This window comes from Ramlibacter sp. AN1015, from assembly GCF_037726105.1.
Classification (GTDB): domain Bacteria; phylum Pseudomonadota; class Gammaproteobacteria; order Burkholderiales; family Burkholderiaceae_C; genus Ramlibacter.
This window is the reverse complement of record NZ_JBBJUM010000001.1, coordinates 78,316-98,817: the sequence shown is the minus strand read 5'-3', so window position 1 is coordinate 98,817 and position 20,502 is coordinate 78,316. Positions and strand designations below refer to the sequence as shown.

The 20,502-nt window shown below is 66.4% G+C and carries 17 protein-coding genes; 9 read left to right on the top strand and 8 right to left on the bottom strand.

The window, feature by feature from the left end:
• Nucleotides 1-2 precede the first annotated feature (2 nt).
• From WG922_RS00460 to WG922_RS00425, 8 genes are all read right to left on the bottom strand, one after another.
• Nucleotides 3-935, bottom strand: a complete 933-nt coding sequence (locus WG922_RS00460) for a glycosyltransferase family 2 protein (RefSeq protein ID WP_340279839.1) — start codon at nucleotides 933-935, stop codon at nucleotides 3-5.
• The gene (locus WG922_RS00455) at nucleotides 926-2,221 is read right to left on the bottom strand and encodes an O-antigen polymerase (RefSeq protein ID WP_340279837.1); all 1,296 of its coding nucleotides are present in this window, start codon (nucleotides 2,219-2,221) and stop codon (nucleotides 926-928) included. Before WG922_RS00455 ends, WG922_RS00460 begins: the two co-directional genes overlap by 10 nt.
• Entirely contained in the window at nucleotides 2,218-3,531 is a 1,314-nt protein-coding gene (locus tag WG922_RS00450; RefSeq protein ID WP_340279835.1) for a lipopolysaccharide biosynthesis protein, read from the bottom strand. Before WG922_RS00450 ends, WG922_RS00455 begins: the two co-directional genes overlap by 4 nt.
• 9 nt (nucleotides 3,532-3,540) lie before the next feature.
• Nucleotides 3,541-4,641, bottom strand: coding sequence for a DegT/DnrJ/EryC1/StrS family aminotransferase (locus WG922_RS00445; protein WP_340280472.1), 1,101 nt, complete (start codon nucleotides 4,639-4,641; stop codon nucleotides 3,541-3,543).
• Nucleotides 4,641-5,261 carry an acyltransferase gene (locus WG922_RS00440; RefSeq protein WP_340279834.1) on the bottom strand — a complete coding sequence of 207 codons (621 nt, stop codon included), beginning with the start codon at nucleotides 5,259-5,261 and terminating at the stop codon, nucleotides 4,641-4,643. Before WG922_RS00440 ends, WG922_RS00445 begins: the two co-directional genes overlap by 1 nt.
• 4 nt (nucleotides 5,262-5,265) lie before the next feature.
• Complete coding sequence (locus WG922_RS00435) at nucleotides 5,266-6,213, bottom strand: Gfo/Idh/MocA family oxidoreductase (RefSeq protein ID WP_340279833.1); 948 nt, start codon at nucleotides 6,211-6,213, stop codon at nucleotides 5,266-5,268.
• Between the two features lie 5 nt (nucleotides 6,214-6,218).
• Nucleotides 6,219-7,520, bottom strand: coding sequence for a nucleotide sugar dehydrogenase (locus WG922_RS00430; RefSeq protein ID WP_445322774.1), 1,302 nt, complete (start codon nucleotides 7,518-7,520; stop codon nucleotides 6,219-6,221).
• 224 nt (nucleotides 7,521-7,744) lie between these two features.
• The gene (locus tag WG922_RS00425; protein WP_340279831.1) at nucleotides 7,745-8,824 is read right to left on the bottom strand and encodes a Wzz/FepE/Etk N-terminal domain-containing protein; all 1,080 of its coding nucleotides are present in this window, start codon (nucleotides 8,822-8,824) and stop codon (nucleotides 7,745-7,747) included.
• Nucleotides 8,825-8,944: 120 nt separating this feature from the next.
• Between WG922_RS00425 and argB the strand changes: the two genes are divergently transcribed.
• The 9 genes from argB to WG922_RS00380 all read left to right on the top strand — a co-directional run bounded on the left by argB (nucleotide 8,945) and on the right by WG922_RS00380 (nucleotide 20,469).
• Entirely contained in the window at nucleotides 8,945-9,835 is an 891-nt protein-coding gene (gene argB / locus WG922_RS00420; RefSeq protein ID WP_340279829.1) for an acetylglutamate kinase, read from the top strand.
• A 94-nt stretch (nucleotides 9,836-9,929) separates the two neighbouring features.
• A complete protein-coding gene (locus WG922_RS00415; protein ID WP_340279828.1) occupies nucleotides 9,930-10,625 on the top strand; it encodes a response regulator transcription factor in 696 nt (231 codons plus the stop codon).
• 62 nt (nucleotides 10,626-10,687) lie between these two features.
• On the top strand, nucleotides 10,688-12,112 hold the full coding sequence (locus WG922_RS00410) for a sensor histidine kinase (RefSeq protein WP_340280469.1): 1,425 nt from the start codon (nucleotides 10,688-10,690) through the stop codon (nucleotides 12,110-12,112).
• Between the two features lie 49 nt (nucleotides 12,113-12,161).
• Complete coding sequence (gene slmA / locus WG922_RS00405) at nucleotides 12,162-12,839, top strand: nucleoid occlusion factor SlmA (protein ID WP_445322773.1); 678 nt, start codon at nucleotides 12,162-12,164, stop codon at nucleotides 12,837-12,839.
• A gap of 225 nt (nucleotides 12,840-13,064) precedes the next feature.
• A complete protein-coding gene (locus WG922_RS00400) occupies nucleotides 13,065-13,913 on the top strand; it encodes a fumarylacetoacetate hydrolase family protein (protein WP_340279827.1) in 849 nt (282 codons plus the stop codon).
• Between the two features lie 417 nt (nucleotides 13,914-14,330).
• Nucleotides 14,331-14,963, top strand: a complete 633-nt coding sequence (locus WG922_RS00395) for a TetR/AcrR family transcriptional regulator (protein ID WP_340279825.1) — start codon at nucleotides 14,331-14,333, stop codon at nucleotides 14,961-14,963.
• Between the two features lie 61 nt (nucleotides 14,964-15,024).
• Nucleotides 15,025-16,821, top strand: coding sequence for an acyl-CoA dehydrogenase C-terminal domain-containing protein (locus WG922_RS00390; protein ID WP_340279823.1), 1,797 nt, complete (start codon nucleotides 15,025-15,027; stop codon nucleotides 16,819-16,821).
• 26 nt (nucleotides 16,822-16,847) lie between these two features.
• Nucleotides 16,848-19,247: a 3-hydroxyacyl-CoA dehydrogenase/enoyl-CoA hydratase family protein gene (locus WG922_RS00385; protein ID WP_340279822.1), complete on the top strand. Its 2,400-nt coding sequence runs from the start codon at nucleotides 16,848-16,850 to the stop codon at nucleotides 19,245-19,247.
• Between the two features lie 13 nt (nucleotides 19,248-19,260).
• On the top strand, nucleotides 19,261-20,469 hold the full coding sequence (locus WG922_RS00380; RefSeq protein ID WP_340279821.1) for an acetyl-CoA C-acyltransferase: 1,209 nt from the start codon (nucleotides 19,261-19,263) through the stop codon (nucleotides 20,467-20,469).
• Nucleotides 20,470-20,502: the final 33 nt, after the last annotated feature.

Genomic DNA, 20,502 nt, shown 5'->3' with positions numbered 1-20,502 from the left:
TGCTACCAGCCGCTCAGCAGTCCATAAAGTCGGCTCCGAACGCCGTACATGAAGGAGTTCGTCACGGAGAGTGCGCGCAGCTTGTCGATAAGCGCTACCCGGGATCGAATGACCCCGATCACGCTGCCGCCTGCACGACGTTCCTCACACTGGACTTTCGCCTCGAGCAGAAGCTTGTTCTCCATGGTGAGCATGTCCTTGTACTTGACGTAGAACAGGCGCAGAGCTGCCATCCGCGAGGTCAATTTCTTGTTGTACTCCTGGAACGGCAGGCTCATGTTGATGCTGTTGCCAGCGTGTACGCGCCAGCAACAACAGATCACGTCCGAGTGAACGATGGTCCAGCCATGGAAGTGGAGGATGGCCAGTTCCATCCAGGTGTCCTCGTTGGGCAGCGACTCGGGTACCGGGAAGATCATGCTCACGGCCGGCCTGTTCATGAGTGGCGAGACACCACTGAGCGCCCCTTTGCCCGGTGCACGCGGGACGACATGGCCGTCGAATTTCGCAATCGACGAGAAGGTTTTCAGCTTGCTCAGGCCGACCGCGGGCGCAACATCGGACAAGTTGCGCACCTGGGACCAGCGAAGAGCGAGGCTTCCGGCGGGCATGATGTCATCGCCGGCGAAGATGCAAACGAATCGCCCGGTTGCCTGTGCAACGCCGTAGTTAAACGCCGCGCACTTGCCCCGGCCAGGATTGCGCACCACCTTCAGATGGGAATAGGCGGGCATCAGGGCCGTAGCTATCGCGAGCGTGTCGTCCGTGGAGTGGTCGTCTACAAACACGACTTCGAAGCTCACTCCGTCTTGCCGAAGTATTGATTCCAAGGCCTCGTGCAGGTGCTTCGCTTCATTTCGTGCCGCTACCACAACCGACACTTCAGGCGGATGCTGTCGAACTTCGGCTTCGTGGACTGGCTTCATCAGGGACATGCGGTGTCGTTTGCATCAGGGGTGAGGCGCCGTCGCTGTGCCGGCTTGACCCTTACGAACAAGGCGTGGAAAACCACGTAGATGAACCCGTTGCTCAGGAGGGTTCCGATGAAGGGACCCGAGAACAGGGAGAAAGCGAATAGGGGCCAGAGGGACTCGATTCCGACGTCATCGGATCTGCGGAATAGGCGGAACAGCATTCCGACGGCGATGCCGAACACCACGACGCCGAGCCATCCGAAATTGACGTACGCATCGGTTGTGAAGACGGCGTTCGCGTTGGCGATCTCGTTCCAGGAACCGAACTGATGTTCGAACACAAAGCGCTCGATATTGACCCGCTCCAGGTTGAAGATCCAGCTGAGTAAGTTGCTCGTTGCGCCGTGCAGCGAGTGACCGCCAAACTGATCGCGGTGCACGACCAAGCTGTCCGTCGCTGTGAAGGTGGGCACTGCGACGGCGCGCCAGATGAAGTAGTCGAGAGGACCCGTGGGTTCGTATTGAGCAGAAAGATAGTTTCCGGGCTGGCTGCTTGCGTCGGGACCGTCGGCGACAGAAAGAGCTGTTGCTCCAAATAGCACCACCGTGGAAAAGACCAGGGCGAGGCTCAGCGTTTTGCCCCTCAGCCGGCTTCTGATCGCCAGCAGCACCAGCAACGGAAGTACAAGGTTCAGAAACAAAGCCTTCTGCATGAAGCTAATGCAGTACATGAAGAACGTCGCTGCGGCCGCGTGCCGCAAACGCGCCTGACGCGCATACAGCAGCACCAACGTATACGGCACAACCGTATTCACGAGAAAGGTGCTGATATAGAGGAGCGCAATGCCGGCGCCTTCTCGGCGCTTGAGGAAATCGCCCCTTTCCTCGCTGAGGGTGTTCGGATCCGCTCCCTGCAGCGCGCTGACGATGGGGATGGAGGGCGCCGTCACCACCGTCACCAGTACGAAAAGCAGGAACACGGTCCAGGTGACCGCGATGAAGGCAGTCTGGTCCACCACGAGCCGGGTTGATGACCGCTTCATCTGCTTGTCGAAATACGGGAACTTCGAACCCATCACCATGGCCGCCACGGCCAGCACGGTGATCAAGGCAAGCGTCAGGTGCTCCGTCCTTTCGAGGGACGTCGCATACACCCCCAGCGGCACCAGCGCATAGACGATCAACAGGGCGGCGCAGAAGACACGCAGCGCATAGCGGGGGTGGAGCAGCCGTTCGGCCCAGGTGGCGTGCGCATCGGACTCCGCGGGATGCTGCGGCGACGCGGCCATCGCGACGTTGTCGGTCACTTGCGCCTCCCTGCGATACCGGCGGAGCCGATGCGCGGCTCGGCTGCCCGGCCCAGGTGCTTGCCGCGAGCGGCAAGGTACTGGAGCGCCAGGTGCGCGAGATAGAAGACGGCGAACGCAACGATGTAGAGCCCGATCGCTCCGAGGTAGCCGCCGACCAGGTGGTGGCCTGCCGCGAACGCGGCTGCGGCGACAACAACGCGGCCGATCTGCCAAGCCAAATCGAGCCGGTACATGCCGGCCAGCAAGACCGTCTGACTCATGGGCGAGCCGAGCGTCTGGAAAAAGACCATCACGCCCAACATGGCTGCAATGGGCCCCGCCTCCGCCCACTGGACACCGAAGACGATCGGAAAGGCGCGCTCGGCCGCCACGATGGCGCACAGCGCGGGAACGGCACCCAGCAGCGCAAGCTTGCGGGTGGTCTGGATGAACAGATCGAGGCAGGCGCCGGTCGATCGGTATTGACGCGCGGCTTCGTGCCGGTAGACCTCGCCAATCGCGTTTGCGATGACAGCGCACGGCACCACCAGGACCCGATCGACCAGAGCGTAGAGCCCACCCACTCGCGTGCCGTAGACCGCCGTCAACAGCAGAACCGGCATTTGGCTCGACGCCATGTTCGCCAGGTGCCCGACGATCAAGTACTTCGGGAAGTCGTTGTAGTGCCGGGCCGCTGCGAGCAGGCTTTTCAAGGAGGTGCTCGCCGTGTGCCTGCGAAGGTCCTGGACCGTCGTCTTGGCAATGCGTGCCACGGCAACGGCGGAGCCGAAAGCATGCCCCGCGATCAGGCCGGCTGCTACCCAGCCGATCCAGCCGGCTGCCAGTGCCATCGCCGACATGGCCAGCGCCTGCGCGGCTCTCGCCTGCGCGATGACCGAGTAGCCGGCCTGCCGCGTCTGCCAGTACACGAGGCCCTGCAGAGAGCTAGTCAAGAATATGGATGCGGGCAACAGGAGCAGCCACATGGGCGTCGGTCCCACCCACGCCAGGAGATCCGGCGCCACGACAAAAAGCCCCGCGAGTACCGCCAGGATGAACAGACTGAAGGCGCCTGATAGCAACACGGCAATGGTCAGCAAGGCGAACGCTACCTGTTCGCGCCGAGGAATAAGGACCGCCAGCTCGTAGCGCCCCGTGGCCGCGACGGCGCCGATCGCGGAGATGGAAACGAACAGCGCCAGTTGTCCGAAGTGCTCAGGCGTGAAGAGTCTTGATAGCGCAGGGCTCAGCAGCACCGGCACAGCCAGGGCGAAGGTGGTCCCGCTCAGCAGCGTGAGAACGTTCCTGGCGAACCCGGCATGGGCCATGGTCGGCTGTCAGCGGATCAAGGCACAGCTACGCAGTGCGCCGACCACCTGATGCATCTGCGCTTCGCGCAGATCCGCGCTCATGGGTAGGCTCATGACCTTTTCGGCGCACTCGACACTGACCGGGCACATTCCCGGCACTGCGAACACCGCATATGCGGGTTGCCGGTGCAAGGGAATCGGGTAATGGACGGCAGTCGGAATGGACAATTCGGCCAGGCTGGAGCGAACCAGATCCCGGTTCTCCACGAAAACCGTGTATTGCGCCCAGACGCAGTCGCGATCGGATCGGATTGCGAGCCGCCGCACGCCGGCAACGTCCGCCAGGAGCTCGTTGTACGCGGCTCCGATGCGTTTACGTGATTCGACCTCCCAATCGAAGCGCTCGAGCTTTCCGAGAACCACCGCACACTGCAGAGTGTCCATCCGTCCGCCGACGCCGACGCGCGTATGCGTATAGCGAGCGCTTTGGCCATGGACGCGGATCTCCTTGCAAGCGGTCGCGAGGGCGTCGTCGTTCGTGAAGATCGCGCCGCCGTCGCCATAGCAGCCGAGCGGCTTGCTCGGGAAGAAACTGGTGCAGCCGAGCGTGCTCAGGTTGCCGCTGCGACGTCCGCGATAGGTGGCACCGAAGCTTTGCGCTGCATCTTCGATCACCGGCAGGCCGTGCCGCTGCGCGATCGCGTTGATCTCGTCCATGTCGGCCGCCTGGCCGTACAGACTCACGGGCATGATGGCCCGCGTCCGCGGCGAGATCGCGGCTTCGATGAGCCGCGCATCGATGTTGCAGGTGTCTGCTTCCACATCGACGAACACAGGGGTCGCGCCGAGCAGCACGATCATCTCGGCCGTGGCGGCGAAGGTGAACGGCGTCGTGATCACCTCGTCGCCGGGGCGCAACCCCAGCGCCATCAGCGAGATCAGCAAGGCCTCCGTGCCGCTCGACACGGTGATGCAATGGCGCGAGCCGGTGTATGCAGCCAGCTGCTCCTCGAGCTGGAACACCTCGGGCCCCATGATGTACTGGCCGTGGTCCAGCACCGCCTGGATGCGGGTGTTGATCGTCTCGCGCAGCGCTGCGTACTGCGACTTGAGGTCGATGAAGTCCATCATGGCCTTTCAGCTGTGTCGTCCGCGGGCGCGGCGAGGCTGCGGAATTCGCAGTGCAAGCGCTCACCCGACAGCCGGTAACGGTCTCCGGTGTGCGGGCATTCGTATTCGCCGGTGCCATGCACAGGCAGTGGAATACGTTCGCCGTGCCGACTCATCCAGCCGATGTGCCGCCCCGGAACGCCCGCGACCAGCGCGAACTCGGGAACGTCGCGGTTGACCACCGCTCCAGCGGCGACGAAGGCATAGCGGCCGATCGTGACGCCGCACACGATGGTGCTGTTCGCACCCAGGGTGGCTCCCCGGCGCACGAGCGTGCGCCGGTATTCGTCCTTGCGCGCCACCGCCGCCCGCGGGTTGTAGACGTTGGTAAAGACCGCGCTCGGCCCACAGAAGACGTCGTCCTCCAGCGTCACTGCGTCGTAGACCGACACGTTGTTCTGGATCTTGACGTTGTTCCCGATCACGGTGTCGTTGCCCACATAGACGTTCTGGCCGAGCGAGCAGTGCTGGCCGATCCGGGCGCCGCTGCTGACATGGCAGAAGTGCCAGATGCGCGTGCCCTCGCCAATCTGGCAGCCGGGGTCTGCAAAGGAACTCGGATGGATGGTTGCGGACATGGGTTCAGCGCAGATTCCAGGCCATGGGATGCATCTCGTTGCCTTCGCCGGAAGTGGCCTTCGCGGTGCGAATGACATCCACGGTTTCGATGCAGTGGCGGGCATCGGCCAGTCCGTATCCGCGGCCCGCCAGGATCTCCCGATAACTCGTCGTGTGCAGGTCCGTGAAGCCCTCGCTGAATTCGAGGAGTTGTCCATCGATGTCGATGCGGCGGAAGGTCGGCTTCTTGCCCTTGACCTCCGGCGGCAGGTCGTTCGCGTCGATGGAGAGGAACCACCGCACCCGCGCCCGCTCGTACTCAAGGTAGCCCGCCGCCTTCTCGGTGCCGCTGTAGTGCACAACATTGCGCTGCAAGCTGCCAAAGATGAAGTGCAGCATGTCGTAGAAGTGCACGCCGATGTTGGTGGCCACCCCGAAGGATTTGCGCGGGTCGCCCTTCCAGCTCTCCGCATACCACTTACCGCGGGAGGTGATGTAGGTCAACTCGACGTCGAACTTGCGGTCCGCTGGGGCGGCGCGTGTTTTCTCCCGCAGCGCCAGGATGGCTTCGTGATGCCGCAGCTGCAGGATGTTGTAGACACGGCGGCCGGTTTCCTGCTCCACGCGTTCCAGTTCGTCTATCAGCGACGGAGTGGGCACCAGCGGCTTCTCGCAGATCACGTCGGCGCCGAGCCGCAGCCCGGCAGCGATGTGCGCATGGTGCAGATAGTTGGGGCTGCACACCGAGACGTAGTGAAGGGCCCTCCCGGGATCGCGTCGCAGTTGCCAGGCGTGCTCGTGGAAGCGTTCGAATTCGGTGAAGAACTCGCTTTGCGGGGAAATGCTGTCGATGATTCCCACCGAATCGTTGATGTCGTAAGCGACCGAGAGGCGGTTGCCGGTGTCCTGGATGGCGCGCATGTGCCGGGGCGCGATGTAGCCGGCAGCTCCGATGAGGGCGAAGTTTTTCATGGGAATCAGAGGCGGAAGACGGAAAAGCCTGCGGCGGCGAGTTGGTGGCGGTCGTAGAGGCCCTTCAGGTCGGCCACCACCGGCTGGTGCTCCCAACGGCATAGCGATTTCAGTTGCGCGATGTCCATCGCCCGGTACTCGGAATGTCCGACCGCAATGATCAGCGAGTCCACTGGCCGGCGGGGCGTGAGCTCGCCCAGTTCGATACCATATTCCTCGTGCACCTCTGCCCGGTCGGCGAGCGGGTCCGTGACGACGACGTTCACGCCCCAACTTTGCAGTTCTCGCACGAGGCCCGCGACCTTGCTGTTGCGGATGTCGGGGCAGTTTTCCTTGAAGGTGATGCCCAGCACGCCGACGGTGCTGCGTGCAACATCGATTCCGTTGTTCAACATCCGCTTGATCACGTTGCGAGCGGCGTAGCGCGCCATGTTGTCGTTGATTCGGCGGCCCGCGAGGATCACCTGCGGGTGGTAGCCGACCTGCTCCGCCTTGTGGGTCAGGTAGTAGGGGTCCACGCCGATGCAGTGGCCCCCGACCATGCCCGGGCGGAACGGCAGGAAGTTCCATTTGCTTCCCGCAGCCTCCAGCACTTCGAGGGTGTCGATTTCGAGTCGCTCGAAGATCACGGACAGCTCGTTCACGAGTGCGATGTTGAGGTCGCGTTGCGTGTTCTCGATCACCTTTGCCGCTTCGGCCACCTTCATGCTTGCCGCGGGGAAGGTGCCTGCGGTGATCACCGAGCGATAGAGTTCGTCGATGGCAGCGGCTGCCTCAGCGCTGGAGCCGCTCGTGATCTTCCTTATCTTGGTGAGCGTATTCACCTTGTCCCCGGGGTTGATCCGCTCCGGGCTGTAGCCGCAGAAGAAATCGACGTTGAAGCGCAGGCCGGAGATCCGCTCGAGAATAGGGACGCAGACTTCCTCGGTGCATCCAGGGTAGACCGTGGACTCGTAGATGACCACGTCGCCCGACTTCAGCGCGCCGGCCACGGTCTCGCTCGCTTTCATCAGCGGCGTGAGGTCGGGGCGGTTGGCGGTGTCGATCGGCGTCGGCACGGTCACGATGAAGACCTGGGCCTGGCGCAGGTCCGCCGATACACACGAGTATTTGACGAATCGAGCTTCGAGAAGCTGTTGCGCGGACACTTCCAGCGTCCGGTCGTGGCCATCGCGCAATTCGCGGATGCGCCCTTCGTCGATGTCGAAGCCGACGACGGGCCGCTGCTTGCCGAATTCGACGGCCAACGGCAGGCCGACGTAGCCCAGCCCAACAACGGCAATCGTGCTATTTCCAAGATCGATCATTTCGTAGGGGGCCCTTGGTATGGCGTGTCGATTTCGGCGGCGTGCAAGCCGGGGGCCATGCACTCGCGTCGGCACATATTCGGAACTTGTTCGCCTTCTATGGCCTCAATACACCCGCGCGGCTGCCGGTCTGCCGGTGCGACGGGCCTGAATCTTAATCAGCCGTGAAGCGAGGCTTTCGCCGACGGCTGCTGTCTGTTGTTTCCGCAGCACGAGAAAGCCACCTAATTCGCTGAGCGCGCGCGGGGTGCAGCTGGAACGGCGGCTGGCTCATCGACTAATCCCAACTGCGCAGCCGACTTTCGCCGGCGCTCTCGTGTGAGCGCCACGATCAACGCAATGGCGAGGCCCAGCGCGGCGCCGAGGGCGGCGTTGAAGACCGGCCGCGGATGCTGAGGCCGCAAAGGCACGGCAGCCGGTGCAGCCAACCGGATCTCCTCGACTTGCTCCCTTTCCGCCGCCTCGATCTGCCGCGCAATGCGTTTTCGCAGGGCGCTCGCGTAGTACAGCTCCTTGAGAACTTCGAAGGCAGCCGGCGTCAGGACAGCACCGCTTTCGCCCACGCGCTTTCCTACGAGCTGACCTTGAAGACCGGCAAGCCGGTCTTGAACGAGGTTGAACAGCAGGGTGCTCTCGTTAGGGCCCGCGGGTGTGCCGCTTCGCAGGTTGCTCTCGGCCTGCAGGTCGGCCACCACCTGGATGACAGCGGCTTCGTTCGGCGACAGTACGTTGCGCCAGTTCGTAATCCCGACCTTTGCAAGACCCGCCTCCAATTCTTCAGCTTCGCTCCCAAGCTGCTGGGCATGCGCGCGCAGTTTCTGCAGCGTTTTCGCGCTAGCGGACAGGCGCTGGTCATGGGCTGTGCCGATCGTGAGTTGCGCAATCCGGTCCGCCAGCTTGGCCGCGTACCCCGGCTCCCGGTCGTCGGCGCTGATGGACAGCATGCCGTCCCGGCTGGCGTTCGTCGCGATCGAACGGCTGTAGATCAGCGCCGCTTCTGGCTCGCTTTGCGCGCCGTGGCGTTCGGCGAAATTCAGTTCGGCGAAGATCCTGCTGCGGACCAGGTCGCTGTCTGCCACTCGCTTGAGAACGAAGGCCGGAGTACCTGCCGAGGGTGCGATCGTGCTTGTGGCCCGATAGCTCGGCGCAAGCAACAGGCTGCCCAGGTATGCGAGAACCGCAAGCAGAATCGGCAGCCCAAGGATCAGGAATCGGTGCTGCCAGACGAACAGCAGGAGGTCTGTCAGCGAAAGGTCGGGGGATGACGACGGTGCAGGCGTCGCTCGAACTCGAGGCGCGGTCATGAAAGCTTGAGCATGGCCCTGCCAGCGGGCGAGGCTCGTATAGCGGATGAGGACCGGAATACTACACCAGCGCCATACGGCACAATTTGCCGTCTCAACCGACTTCGCGGCGCCTCCTCCATGTCCTCCCCCCCCACCATCGCCCCCCGCGACAAGGCCGAAATCCTCGCCCAGGCCCTGCCGTACATCCGCAAGTTCCACGGCAAGACCATGGTGATCAAGTACGGTGGCAATGCCATGACCGATCCGGAGCTGCAGGCGGACTTCGCGGAGGACGTGGTGCTGCTCAAGCTGGTCGGCATCAACCCGGTGGTCGTGCACGGCGGCGGGCCGCAGATCGAGACGGCCCTCAACCGCCTCGGCAAGAAGGGCCAGTTCATCCAGGGCATGCGCGTGACCGATGCCGAGACCATGGAGGTGGTGGAGTGGGTGCTGGCCGGCGAGGTGCAGCAGGACATCGTGGGCCTGATCAACCAGGCTGGGGGCAAGGCGGTGGGGCTCACGGGGCGCGACGGCGGGCTGATGCGCGCGCGAAAGCTCAAGATGATCGACAACACCGATCCGAGCAAGGAGCACGACGTGGGGCAGGTGGGCGACATCGTCTCGATCGACCCGTCGGTGGTGAAGGCGCTGCAGGACGACCAGTTCATCCCCGTCATCAGCCCCATCGGTTTTGGCGACCAGAACGAGAGCTACAACATCAACGCCGACGTGGTCGCGGGCAAGCTCGCCACCGTGCTGCAGGCCGAGAAGCTGCTGCTCTTGACCAACACGCCCGGCGTGCTGGACAAGACCGGCAAGCTGCTCACCGACCTCACGGCCCGAGAGATCGACGAGCTCTTCGCCGACGGGACCATTTCGGGCGGGATGCTGCCCAAGATCGCCGGTGCGCTCGACGCCGCCCGCAGTGGCGTGAACTCGGTGCACATCGTCGATGGCCGGGTGCCCCACGCCATGCTGCTGGAGATCCTCACCGAGCAGGCCTTCGGCACGATGATCCGCTCGCACTAGCTTCCTGCTAGTGTGAAGTTCTCGTTTTTGAGCGTTTTAACTCTTTCGGATAACTCAAAGGTCTGCTACGTTCGCGCCGAAGGATGGGCTGACTATGCGACTGCTGCTCGTGGAAGACGATTTGATGGTGGCCAGCGGAATTAAGCTGGGGCTGACGGATGCGGGATACGCGGTCGATTGGGTCGGCAGCGGCGAGCGGGCGGAGGAGGTGCTCAAGAAGGAGACCTTCGACGCCGCCATCGTCGATATCGGCCTGCCGAGCATGACCGGCCTCGAGCTCACGCGACGCCTGCGCAAGGCGGGCAGCGCCAGCGCCGCGATGCCGGTGCTGATCCTCACGGCGCGTGACGCCCTGCAGGACCGGGTGCAGGGGCTGGACCTCGGAGCCGACGACTACATGGTCAAGCCTTTCGAGCTGCCTGAACTCCTGGCGCGGCTGCGTGCGCTGCTGCGGCGCTCGCAGGCGGCCACCTCCGCCGTGCTGACCTTCGGTCCGATCGAGCTCGACACCGCGGCGCGCCGCGCTGGTGGGCGCAAGGGCGAGGAGCTGGTGCCCATCGAGCTGGGCCCGCGCGAGTGGACCGTGATGGAGTACCTGCTGCTCAACGCCCCGAAGCCGGCCAGCAAGGACAAGCTCCTGCAGGCGCTGACCGGCTGGGACAAGGAGATCACGCCCAACGCCGTCGAGGTCTACATCTCCCGCCTGCGCGGCAAGCTCGAGCCCTACGGTGTCGCACTGCGCTCCATCCGCGGCTTCGGCTACCGCGTCGAGCTGGTGGATCCGGGCTGAACGTGGACTATCCGACCGCTGCGCCGCAACATGGCGTGCCCGCCGGCTCGAGCGCGGGAGCGATCGTGTTCGGCCTGCGGCGGCGGCTGCTGGTGCTGCTCATCGCGCCGCTGCTGATGCTGGCGATGCTCAACGCCTGGTTCGAGTACCGCTCGGCGGACAGCGTCGCCGCCCTGCAGGACCAGCACCTGCTCAGCCTGCTGCCGCTGCTGGCCGACTCGCTGGTGACCGGCGACAGCGGCGCCCCGGTCCTGCTGCTGCCGCCGGCACTCGAGCAGTTCCTGGATGTCCGGCGAGCGACGACTGCCTACGCCATCAGCGACAGCGACGGCCAGGTCCTCTATGGACAGGCGTGGCTCGCCTCGTCCCCACTGGCAGTCCACGGCCCGGAGTTCCACAGCGAAGAGAGCCGCGGCGTCACCTGGCGCATCGTGCGCCAGCGTCACAGCACCATCTTCGGCGACCTGGTGATGACGCTGGCGGACGCATCCGATCCGCGCCAGCAGTGGGCCCGCGCCATCCTGGCCAAGGTGCTGCTGCCCCACCTGGTGATGATCGGTGCCGCCGCACTGGCGGTGCGCTGGGCCGTGGCGCGCGCGCTCAAGCCGCTGCTGCAGCTGGCCGAGGTGGTGTCGCGCCGCTCCCCCCAGGACCTGAGCGCGATCGAGCAGGACTCGTCGCCCGACGAGGTCCGGCCTCTGGTCGCCGCGCTCAACCGGCTGCTCGAGCTGGTGCGCGCCCAGGCCGAGGGGCAGCGGCGCTTCATCTCCGATGCGGCACACCAGCTGCGCACGCCCTTGGCCGCACTGCAGGCCCAGGTGGAGGCGTGGGCGCAGGCGGCGCGCCGCATCGCGCCGCCGGGCGGGCCGGGCACCATGCTGTTGCCCGTCGAGCAGATCGAGAAGCTGCGCGGCGCCACGCGCCGCACCACGCAGCTGGCCAATCAGCTGCTCGCGCTCTCCCGCGCAGACGCCGGCGCCATGGGGGCGCAGCCGCTGCAGCCGGTCGATCTCAAGGCGTTGTGCGAAACCACCCTTGAAATTCAGCTCGACGCGGCCACCCGCCACGCGATCGACCTGGGGCTCGACGTGCAGCCGGTCACCCTGGATGCCCACGCATGGCTGCTGCGGGAGCTGCTCGCGAACCTGGTCGATAACGCCATCCGCTACACCCCCCGCGGCGGCACCGTCACCATCCGCTGCGCACCGTGCGCGGGCGGCGCACTGCTCGAGGTCGAAGACGATGGTCCGGGCGTTCCGCCGGCCGAGCGGGCGCGCGTCCTGGAGCGCTTCTACCGGGTGCAGGGTACCCAGGGAGAGGGCACCGGACTCGGCCTGGCCATCGCCGAGGAGATCGCGCGGGTCCACGGCAGCCACCTCGAGCTCGACAGCGGGCAGGGCGGGCGTGGCCTGAAGGTCGGGCTCCGCCTGCGAGGTGAGCGCGTACTCGGTGGCATGGCCGCATCGGCGCTGCTGCAAGCGGTCTGAAACTGCTGTGCGAGAATTCCCGCAGCCCCTCACCTACGCCCCCGCAACCATGCCCGACGCCGAGCCGACCCTGCGCAGCGACTCTCCCGAGGAGGTGCTCCCGGCGCCTATGCCCCCGTCGGTGCGCAAGCGGCCCAAACCGGGGGAGCGGCGGGTCCAGATCCTGCAGGCCCTCGCCACGATGCTCGAGCAGCCCGGCGCAGAGCGGGTCACCACGGCAGCGCTCGCCGCGCGCCTGGAGGTCAGCGAGGCGGCCCTGTACCGCCACTTCGCCAGCAAGGCGCAGATGTTCGAAGGGCTGATCGAGTTCATCGAGCAGAGCGTGTTCACCCTGGTCAACCAGATACTGGAGCGGCCCCCCGCGCATACCGACGACTCGGCCGCTGTCGCAGCGCGCCAGTGCGTCGCCATTGCCACCATGCTGGTGCAGTTCGCCGAGCGCAATCCGGGCATGACGCGGGTCATGGTGGGCGACGCCCTGGTGTTCGAGAACGAGCGCTTGCAGCAGCGCATGAACCAGTTCTTCGACAAGATCGAGGCCACCTTGCGCCAGTGCCTGCGGGCCGGGGCAGAGCCGTCCGGCAGTGCCACACCCACGGTCGATGCGCAGGTGCGTGCCTCGCTGCTCACCGCGTTCCTGGTGGGGCGCCTGCAGCGCTTTGCCCGCTCCGGGTTTCGCCGCCCGCCTTCGGAGTACCTCGAGGCCAGCCTCGCGCGCATGCTCTGAGCGGCGGGCCGTTGCACCACGACTGCGGTGCCGGTGCATGCCGCTAGAACCTAGGCAGGCTGGGGAGCGGCGCTGGTCCTGGCGGCGCTTTGCGCCCGATGCGGTGCCCGCAGGCCTTGGCGTTGAACGTGCGCACGCGTGAGAGCGCAGGCGCCGGTCGCGCAGCCCGGCCGAGGGCCACGCTCGCGGCGATGATGCCGTCCTGATCACTTCACGAGACAACGAATGAAACTGCTGCGATACGGCAACCCCGGACGCGAGAAGCCCGCGCTCCTCGAAGCGGGCGGCAAGCTGCGCGATCTGAGCGCGGTAGTGCCCGACATCGGCCCCGAACAGCTCGGCCCGGCCGGTCTCGCGCGCCTGGCCAGGCTCGATCCCGAGAAGTTGCCCGCCGTGCGGGGCAAGCCGCGTCTGGGCTGCCCCGTCGCGCAGATCGGCAAGCTCGTCGCCATCGGCCTGAACTACGCCGACCATGCTGCCGAAGCAGGAGCGCCCCTGCCGAGCGAGCCCATCGTGTTCCTCAAGGCGACCAGCTGCATCCAGGGCCCGAACGATGCGGTCATGCTGCCACGCGGATCGGTCAAGACCGATTGGGAGGTCGAGCTCGGCGTGGTGATCGGCAGCCGGGCCCGCTACGTCTCCCGCAAGGACGCGCTGGCGCACGTCGCCGGCTACTGCGTGGTGAACGACGTGAGCGAGCGTTCCTTCCAGCTCGAGCGTGGCCCGCAATGGGACAAGGGCAAGGGCTGCGACACCTTCGGGCCGATAGGTCCCTGGCTGGTCACGCCGGACGAGCTCGCCAACGTGCAGCGGCTGGGCATGTGGCTGGACCTGAACGGCCAGCGCATGCAGACGGGCAACACCCGCACCATGGTGTTCGACGTCGCGCGGATCGTGAGCTACGTGAGCCAGTTCATGACCCTCCTGCCCGGCGATGTGATCGCAACCGGCACGCCGCCCGGCGTGGGGCTGGGCATGAAGCCTCCGCGCTTCCTGAAGAAGGGGGACGTGATGACCCTGGGCATCGACGGCCTCGGCGAGCAGCGGCAGGAGGTCGTCGCGTTTCGCGCGTGAGGCAAGGGGCGCGGGCCGCTCCCCGTCATGGCGAGGCCAGGCGTCCCGCATGACCGAACGAGAGCGGCTCGTCCGCGCTCGTGCAGCGCCAGGGCGCCCACTGGCCGCGTGCGACTCATGGAGTGGCGCGCCGCGTGGGCGGCGGGGCGATGGAAGACGTCCGGGCTGATCGGAACGACTGCCTGTGGAGGTCGCATGCAGATCCGGCCGCGAACAGCGAGGCTTCGCATGCCTTCGCACGCGCGGTAGGGGAAGCAGGATTGCCCCGCGCGCAGCCGCGACCCGCTTGTGCGCTTACTTCCGGTTGCCCCGGGCCGACCGCACCGGAACACCTTTTTTTGCTCCGACCAGGACATCCCCTCCGGAAATCCATGCAAAATAGAACGACCGTTCGTTTTATTCGGCATCCGCACCGTCATGTCCACCGCCTCCGCGCCCAAGAGCCAGCGTGCCCAGCACAAGGGCCAGGCGACCCGCGCCGCCATTCTGGATGCGGCGCTCGGCGTCGCCGCCCACGTCGGCCTTGAAGGGCTGTCGATCGGTGCGCTGGCCGAGGTCGCCGGCATGAGCAAATCGGGCGTGTTCGCCCACTTCGGCTCCCGCGAAGAACTGCAGATCTCGGTGGTGCGCGAGTACCACGAGCGCTTCGAGGCCGAGGTGTTCCGGCCGGCCCTGCGCGCGGCGCGTGGGCTGCCGCGCCTGCGGGCCCTGTTTTCCAACTGGATGAAACGCTCAGCGGTCGAGATCGACGCGGGCTGCATCTACATCAGCGGCGCCGTCGAGTTCGACGACCGTCCCGGACCGGTGCGCGATGCGCTGGTCGAGTCGGTGAATACCTGGCTGGATGCCATTCGCCGCGCGATCACGGCGGCCCGGCAGGAAGGCCATCTGCGCGCCGACACCGACGTGGACCAGATGCTGTTCGAGATCCACGGACTCATCCTCGCGCTGCATTACGAAGCCCGCCTGCTGCACCAGCCGGGCTCGGTCGCACGTGCCGAGGCCGGCTTCGAGAACCTGCTGCGCCACCGCCTGCCCGCAGCGCCCTGATTCACCGCCCGCGTCCCCGTTCCACTTCCACCCTTCCACGAACCCGTCCCAGGAGATCCACATGCCCATCTACACGCCGCCGCTGCGCGACATGCAATTCGTCCTGCACGAGGTGCTCGAAGTCGGCCGCGAATTCCAGGCCCTGCCGCGCCATGCCGAGGTCGATGCGGACACCGTCAATGCCATCCTGGAGGAGGGCGGCAAGTTCGCCAGCGAGGTGCTGCTGCCGCTGAACCAGGTCGGCGACGAGCAGGGCTGCACGCTCGATCGCGAGACGCACGAAGTGCGCACCCCCGCCGGTTTCAAGGAAGCGTTCGCGAAGTACGTGGAGGGCGGCTGGCCGGCGCTGTCGTGCGACCCCGAGTTCGGGGGGCAGGGCCTGCCCATCGTGGTCAACCAGGCCTTCTACGAGATGCTCAACTCGGCCAACCAGGCCTGGACCATGTATCCGGGGCTCTCGCACGGCGCCTACGAGGCCTTGCACGAGCACGGGACCGAGGATCAGAAGCGCCTGTACCTGCCCAAGCTGACCAGCGGCGAATGGACCGGCACCATGTGCCTGACGGAGCCCCACTGCGGCACCGACCTGGGGCTGCTGCGCACCAAGGCCGAGCCCCAGCCCGACGGCACCTACCGCATCACCGGCCAGAAGATCTTCATCTCGGCCGGCGAGCACGACATGGCCGCCAACATCGTGCACCTGGTCCTCGCGCGCCTGCCGGACGCGCCGCAGGGCAGCAAGGGCATCAGCCTGTTCATCGTTCCCAAGTACACGATCAACGCCGACGGCTCGCTCGGCGCGCGCAACGGCGTGCATTGCGGCGGCCTGGAGCACAAGATGGGCATCCACGGCAACGCCACCGCGCAGATCGTGCTGGAGAACGCGGTGGGCACCCTGGTCGGCAAGCCCAACAAGGGCCTGCAGGCGATGTTCGTGATGATGAATGCGGCGCGCATCGGCGTCGGCATGCAGTCGCTGGGACAGACCGAGGTCGCCTACCAGAACGCTCTCGCCTACGCCAAGGACCGCCTGCAGTCGCGCAGCCTGAGCGGCATCAAGGCCAAGGACAAGCCGGCCGACCCGATCATCGTGCACCCGGACGTGCGCCGCATGCTGCTCACGGCGAAGGCCTATGCCGAAGGCGGCCGGGCGCTCAGCCTGTTCTGCGCCTTGCTGATCGACCGCGAACTGCAGCACACCGACGAAAAGGTGCGCAAGGACAGCGCCGAGCTGGTGGCGCTGCTCACGCCCATCGTGAAGGCTTTCCTCACCGACAACGGCCACATCGCCACCAATGCCTGCATGCAGGTCTTCGGCGGCCACGGCTACGTGCGTGAATGGGGCATGGAGCAGTTCGTGCGCGACAACCGCATCAACATGATCTACGAGGGCACCAACACCATCCAGTCGCTGGATCTGCTGGGCCGCAAGGTGCTGGGCAACAACGGCGCCACGCTCAAGAAGCTGGGCAAGATGATCGGGCAGCTGGTCGAGCAGGAGGGCGTCAACGAGCAGATGGCCGAGTTCATCAACCCGCTGGCCGCCCTGGGCGACCAGATGACCAAGTTCACCACCGAGCTGGGCTTTCGCGCCTTCCAGAACGCCGACGAGGTCGGTGCCGCCGCGGTCGATTACCTGCGCGTGGCCGGCCACCTGGTGTTCGGCTACTTCTGGGCCCGCATGGCGCAGGTGGCGCTGCGCCGCATCGAGGCCGGCGACACCGACCCGTTCTACCAGGGCAAGCTGCAGACGGCCCGCTTCTACTTCGCCCGCCTGTTCCCCGAGACCGCCTCGCTGATGCGCAGTGCGCGAAGCGGTGCCAAGGTGCTGGTGGACACCGACCAGGCCCTGGCCTGAGCGCGGCGCCTGAACGAGACATCCCCATGAACCGATTCCAAGTCAAGAAGGTCGCCGTCCTCGGGGCCGGCGTGATGGGCGCGCAGATCGCCGCCCACCTGGTGAACGTGAAGGTGCCGGTGGTGCTGTTCGACCTGCCCGCCAAGGAGGGGCCCAAGAACGGCGTGGTCACCCGCGCCATCGAGGGACTGAAAAAGCTCAAGCCGGCGCCGCTGGGCGTGCCTGAAGACGCTGCGCTGATCGAAGCTGCGAACTACGACGACGACCTGGAACGCCTGGGCGAGTGCGACTTGGTGATCGAGGCCATCGCCGAGCGCATGGACTGGAAGCTCGACCTGTACCGCCGCATCGCGCCGCACATCGCGCCGCACGCCATCGTCGCCTCCAACACCTCGGGGCTGTCGATCACGCGCCTGTCCGAGCCGCTGCCGGCCGAGCTGCGCCCGCGCTTTTGCGGCATCCACTTCTTCAATCCGCCGCGCTACATGACGCTGGTGGAACTGATCGCCACGCCGGCGACGGACGCCGCCATCCTGGATGCGCTGGAGACCTTCGTCACCAGCGTTCTCGGAAAGGGCGTCGTGCGCGCCAAGGACTCGCCCAACTTCATCGCCAACCGCGTCGGCATCGCCGGCATGCTGGCCACCATGAAGGAGGCTGAGCGCTTCGGGCTGAGCTACGACGTGGTCGATGACCTCACCGGCAAGAAGATGGGGCGCGCCTCCAGCGGCACCTTCCGCACCGCCGACGTGGTGGGCCTGGACACGCTGGCCCACGTGGTGCGCACCCTGCAGGAGACGCTGAGCGCCGACACCGACCCCTTCTACGCCAGCTACGCCACCCCCGAGGTGCTCAAGACGCTGCTGGAGCTGGGCCACCTCGGCCAGAAGAGCAAGGCGGGCTTCTACAAGAAGGTGGGCCGCGACATCCTGCGCTTCGAGCTGGAAAGCCGCGACTACGTGCCCGCCGGCCAGAAGGCCGACGAGGTCTACGCGCGCATGCTCAAGAAGCCCGCGCCCGATCGGCTGCGGCTGCTGCGCGAGGCCAAGGGCCCGCAGGGGCAGTTCCTGTGGGCCATCCTGCGCAACGGCTTTCACTATGCCGCCGTGCACCTGGCGGACATAGCCGAGACCGCGCGCGACCTCGACCTCGCCATGCGCTGGGGCTTCGGCATGAAGCAGGGCCCCTTCGAGCTGTGGCAGGAGGCCGGGTGGCTGCAGGTGGCGCAATGGGTGCGCGAAGACATCGAAGCCGGGCGGACGCTGTCGGACGCGCCGCTGCCCGACTGGGTCTTCAGCGATGCGGTGGTCCAGGCCGGCGGCGTGCACACGCCCGAGGGTTCGTGGAATCCATCGACCGGGCGCTTCGAGCCGCCGCGCGTGCTGCCGGTGTATGCGCGCCAGCTGTTTCCCGAAACCGTACTGGGCAGCGGCGGACGCTCGCCCGCCACCGCAGGGCGCACGCTGCACGAAGACAGTGCCATCCGCCTGTGGACGCTGGACGACGAGGTGCTCATCGCCAGCAGCAAGACCAAGCTGCACGTCATCAGCCCCGAAGTAGCCGAGGGGCTGCAGCGCGGCGTGGAGCTGGCCGAGCAGCAGTTCAAGGGTCTGGTGATCTGGTCGGGCAGCGACAACTTCTCCGCCGGCGCCGACCTGCAGTCCATGCTGCCGGCCTTCATGGCCGTGGGCGTCGCGGCCATCGAGGACGCCGAACAGCACCTGCAGCAGACCATGCTGCGCATCCGCTATGCCGGCGTGCCGGTGGTCTCCGCCATCCGCGGACTCGCCCTCGGCGGAGGCTGTGAGCTGGCCGTGCATTCGGCGCGCCGCGTGGCTGCGATGGAGAGCTACATCGGCCTGGTGGAAGTCGGCGTCGGCCTGGTCCCCGGTGCCGGCGGCCTCGCGTATATCGCCCGCCGCGCCGCCGAGAACCAGCGCCAATCGACCCACAAGGACCTGCTGGCGTTCCTCACCGAGCCCTTTACCGCCGCGGCCATGGCTAAGGTGGGCACCAGCGCGCTCGAATCGCGCCAGCTCGGCTATCTGCTGGACAGCGACGTGATCGTGCCGAACAAGGATGAACTGCTCTGGGTGGCGATCCGCGAAGTGCAGGCGCTGCACGACGGCGGCTGGCGCGCGCCAATGCGCCGGCCGTTCCCGGTGGCGGGGCGCAACGGCAAGGCCACCATCCAGGGGCAGCTGCTGAACATGCGCGACGGCGGCTTCATCAGCCTGCACGATTTCCGCATTGCCAGCCTGATCGCGCAGGTGGTCACCGGCGGCGACGTCGATGCCGGCACGCTGGTGACCGAGGAGTACCTGATGAAGCTCGAGCGCGAGGCCTTCTGCTCGCTGGTTACCCACCCCAAGACCCAGGACCGCATCCTGGGAATGCTCTCGACGGGCAAGCCCGTGCGCAACTGAAGGAGCCCAAGACATGAGCAAGCAAGTCCAGGACGCCTACGTCGTCGCGGCCACCCGCACCCCGATCGGCCGCTCGCACCGCGGCTACTTCCGCCACACCCGGCCGGACGAACTCCTCGCCACCGCGCTGCGGGCGGCGCTCGCGCAGGTGCCCGGGCTGGACCCGCAGGCCATCGAGGACGTGGTCTGCGGCTGCGCCATTCCCGAGGCGCAGCAGGGCCTGAACATCGCGCGCATCGGCGCGGTGCTGGCCAAGCTGCCCAAGAGCGTGGGCGGCATCACCGTGAACCGCTTCTGCGCCTCGGGCCTGTCGGCCGTGCAGATGGCGGCCGACCGCATCCGCGTGGGCGAGGCCGATGTGATGATCGCCGCCGGTACGGAGAGCATGAGCATGGTGCCCATGATGGGCAACTCGCCGTCGCTCTCGCCCTCGATCTTCACCAACGTCGATGACATCGAGAGCTACGGCATCGCCTATGGCATGGGCCTGACGGCCGAGAAGGTGGCGCAGCGCTGGAAGGTCAGCCGGGAAGACCAGGACGCCTTCGCCTATCGCTCGCACATGAAGGCGCTCGCCGCGATGCAGGCCGGCGAGTTCGCCGACGAGATCACGCCTGTCGAAGTCACCGAGCGTTCGGTCGATCTGGCGTCGTCCGAGCTGCGCGTGAGCAGCCGCACCGTCGAGCTGGACGAGGGGGCCCGCCCCGACACCACCGTGGAAGGGCTGGCCAAGCTCAAGACCGTGTTCGCCGCGCGCGGCAGCGTCACCGCGGGCAACAGTTCGCAGACCTCCGACGGTGCCGGCGCGCTGGTGCTTGCCAGCGAAGCGGCCGTGAAGCGCTTCGGGCTCACGCCGCTCGCGCGCTTCGTGAGCTACGCCAGCCGGGGCGTGCCGCCGCACATCATGGGCATCGGGCCCATCGAGGCGGTGCCGGCGGCGCTCAGGGGCGCGGGCATCCGACTCGAAGACCTCGACTGGATCGAGCTGAACGAAGCCTTCGCGGCGCAGTCGCTCGCCGTCATCCGCGAGCTCGGGCTGGATCCGGCCAAGGTCAACCCCATGGGCGGGGCCATCGCCCTCGGCCATCCGCTGGGCGCGACCGGCGCGATCCGCTCGGCCACCGTGGTCCACGCCCTGCGGCGCAAGCAGCTCAAGTACGGGATGGTCACCATGTGCGTCGGCATGGGGCAGGGCGCTGCGGGTATCTTCGAGCGTGTCTGACCGGATCACCCCGCAACCCCAAGGAATGACTTC

Excerpts from the sequence above, each read along its gene's own strand:
- WG922_RS00460 (WP_340279839.1), bottom strand. The coding sequence starts at position 935 with ATGTCCCTGATGAAGCCAGTCCACGAAGCCGAAGTTCGACAGCATCCG.
- WG922_RS00450 (WP_340279835.1), bottom strand. The coding sequence starts at position 3,531 with ATGGCCCATGCCGGGTTCGCCAGGAACGTTCTCACGCTGCTGAGCGGG.
- WG922_RS00445 (WP_340280472.1), bottom strand. The coding sequence starts at position 4,641 with ATGGACTTCATCGACCTCAAGTCGCAGTACGCAGCGCTGCGCGAGACG.
- WG922_RS00440 (WP_340279834.1), bottom strand. The coding sequence starts at position 5,261 with ATGTCCGCAACCATCCATCCGAGTTCCTTTGCAGACCCCGGCTGCCAG.
- WG922_RS00435 (WP_340279833.1), bottom strand. The coding sequence starts at position 6,213 with ATGAAAAACTTCGCCCTCATCGGAGCTGCCGGCTACATCGCGCCCCGG.
- WG922_RS00430 (WP_445322774.1), bottom strand. The coding sequence starts at position 7,520 with ATGATCGATCTTGGAAATAGCACGATTGCCGTTGTTGGGCTGGGCTAC.
- WG922_RS00425 (WP_340279831.1), bottom strand. The coding sequence starts at position 8,824 with ATGACCGCGCCTCGAGTTCGAGCGACGCCTGCACCGTCGTCATCCCCC.
- argB (WP_340279829.1), top strand. The coding sequence starts at position 8,945 with ATGTCCTCCCCCCCCACCATCGCCCCCCGCGACAAGGCCGAAATCCTC.
- WG922_RS00415 (WP_340279828.1), top strand. The coding sequence starts at position 9,930 with ATGCGACTGCTGCTCGTGGAAGACGATTTGATGGTGGCCAGCGGAATT.
- slmA (WP_445322773.1), top strand. The coding sequence starts at position 12,162 with ATGCCCGACGCCGAGCCGACCCTGCGCAGCGACTCTCCCGAGGAGGTG.
- WG922_RS00400 (WP_340279827.1), top strand. The coding sequence starts at position 13,065 with ATGAAACTGCTGCGATACGGCAACCCCGGACGCGAGAAGCCCGCGCTC.
- WG922_RS00395 (WP_340279825.1), top strand. The coding sequence starts at position 14,331 with ATGTCCACCGCCTCCGCGCCCAAGAGCCAGCGTGCCCAGCACAAGGGC.
- WG922_RS00390 (WP_340279823.1), top strand. The coding sequence starts at position 15,025 with ATGCCCATCTACACGCCGCCGCTGCGCGACATGCAATTCGTCCTGCAC.
- WG922_RS00385 (WP_340279822.1), top strand. The coding sequence starts at position 16,848 with ATGAACCGATTCCAAGTCAAGAAGGTCGCCGTCCTCGGGGCCGGCGTG.
- WG922_RS00380 (WP_340279821.1), top strand. The coding sequence starts at position 19,261 with ATGAGCAAGCAAGTCCAGGACGCCTACGTCGTCGCGGCCACCCGCACC.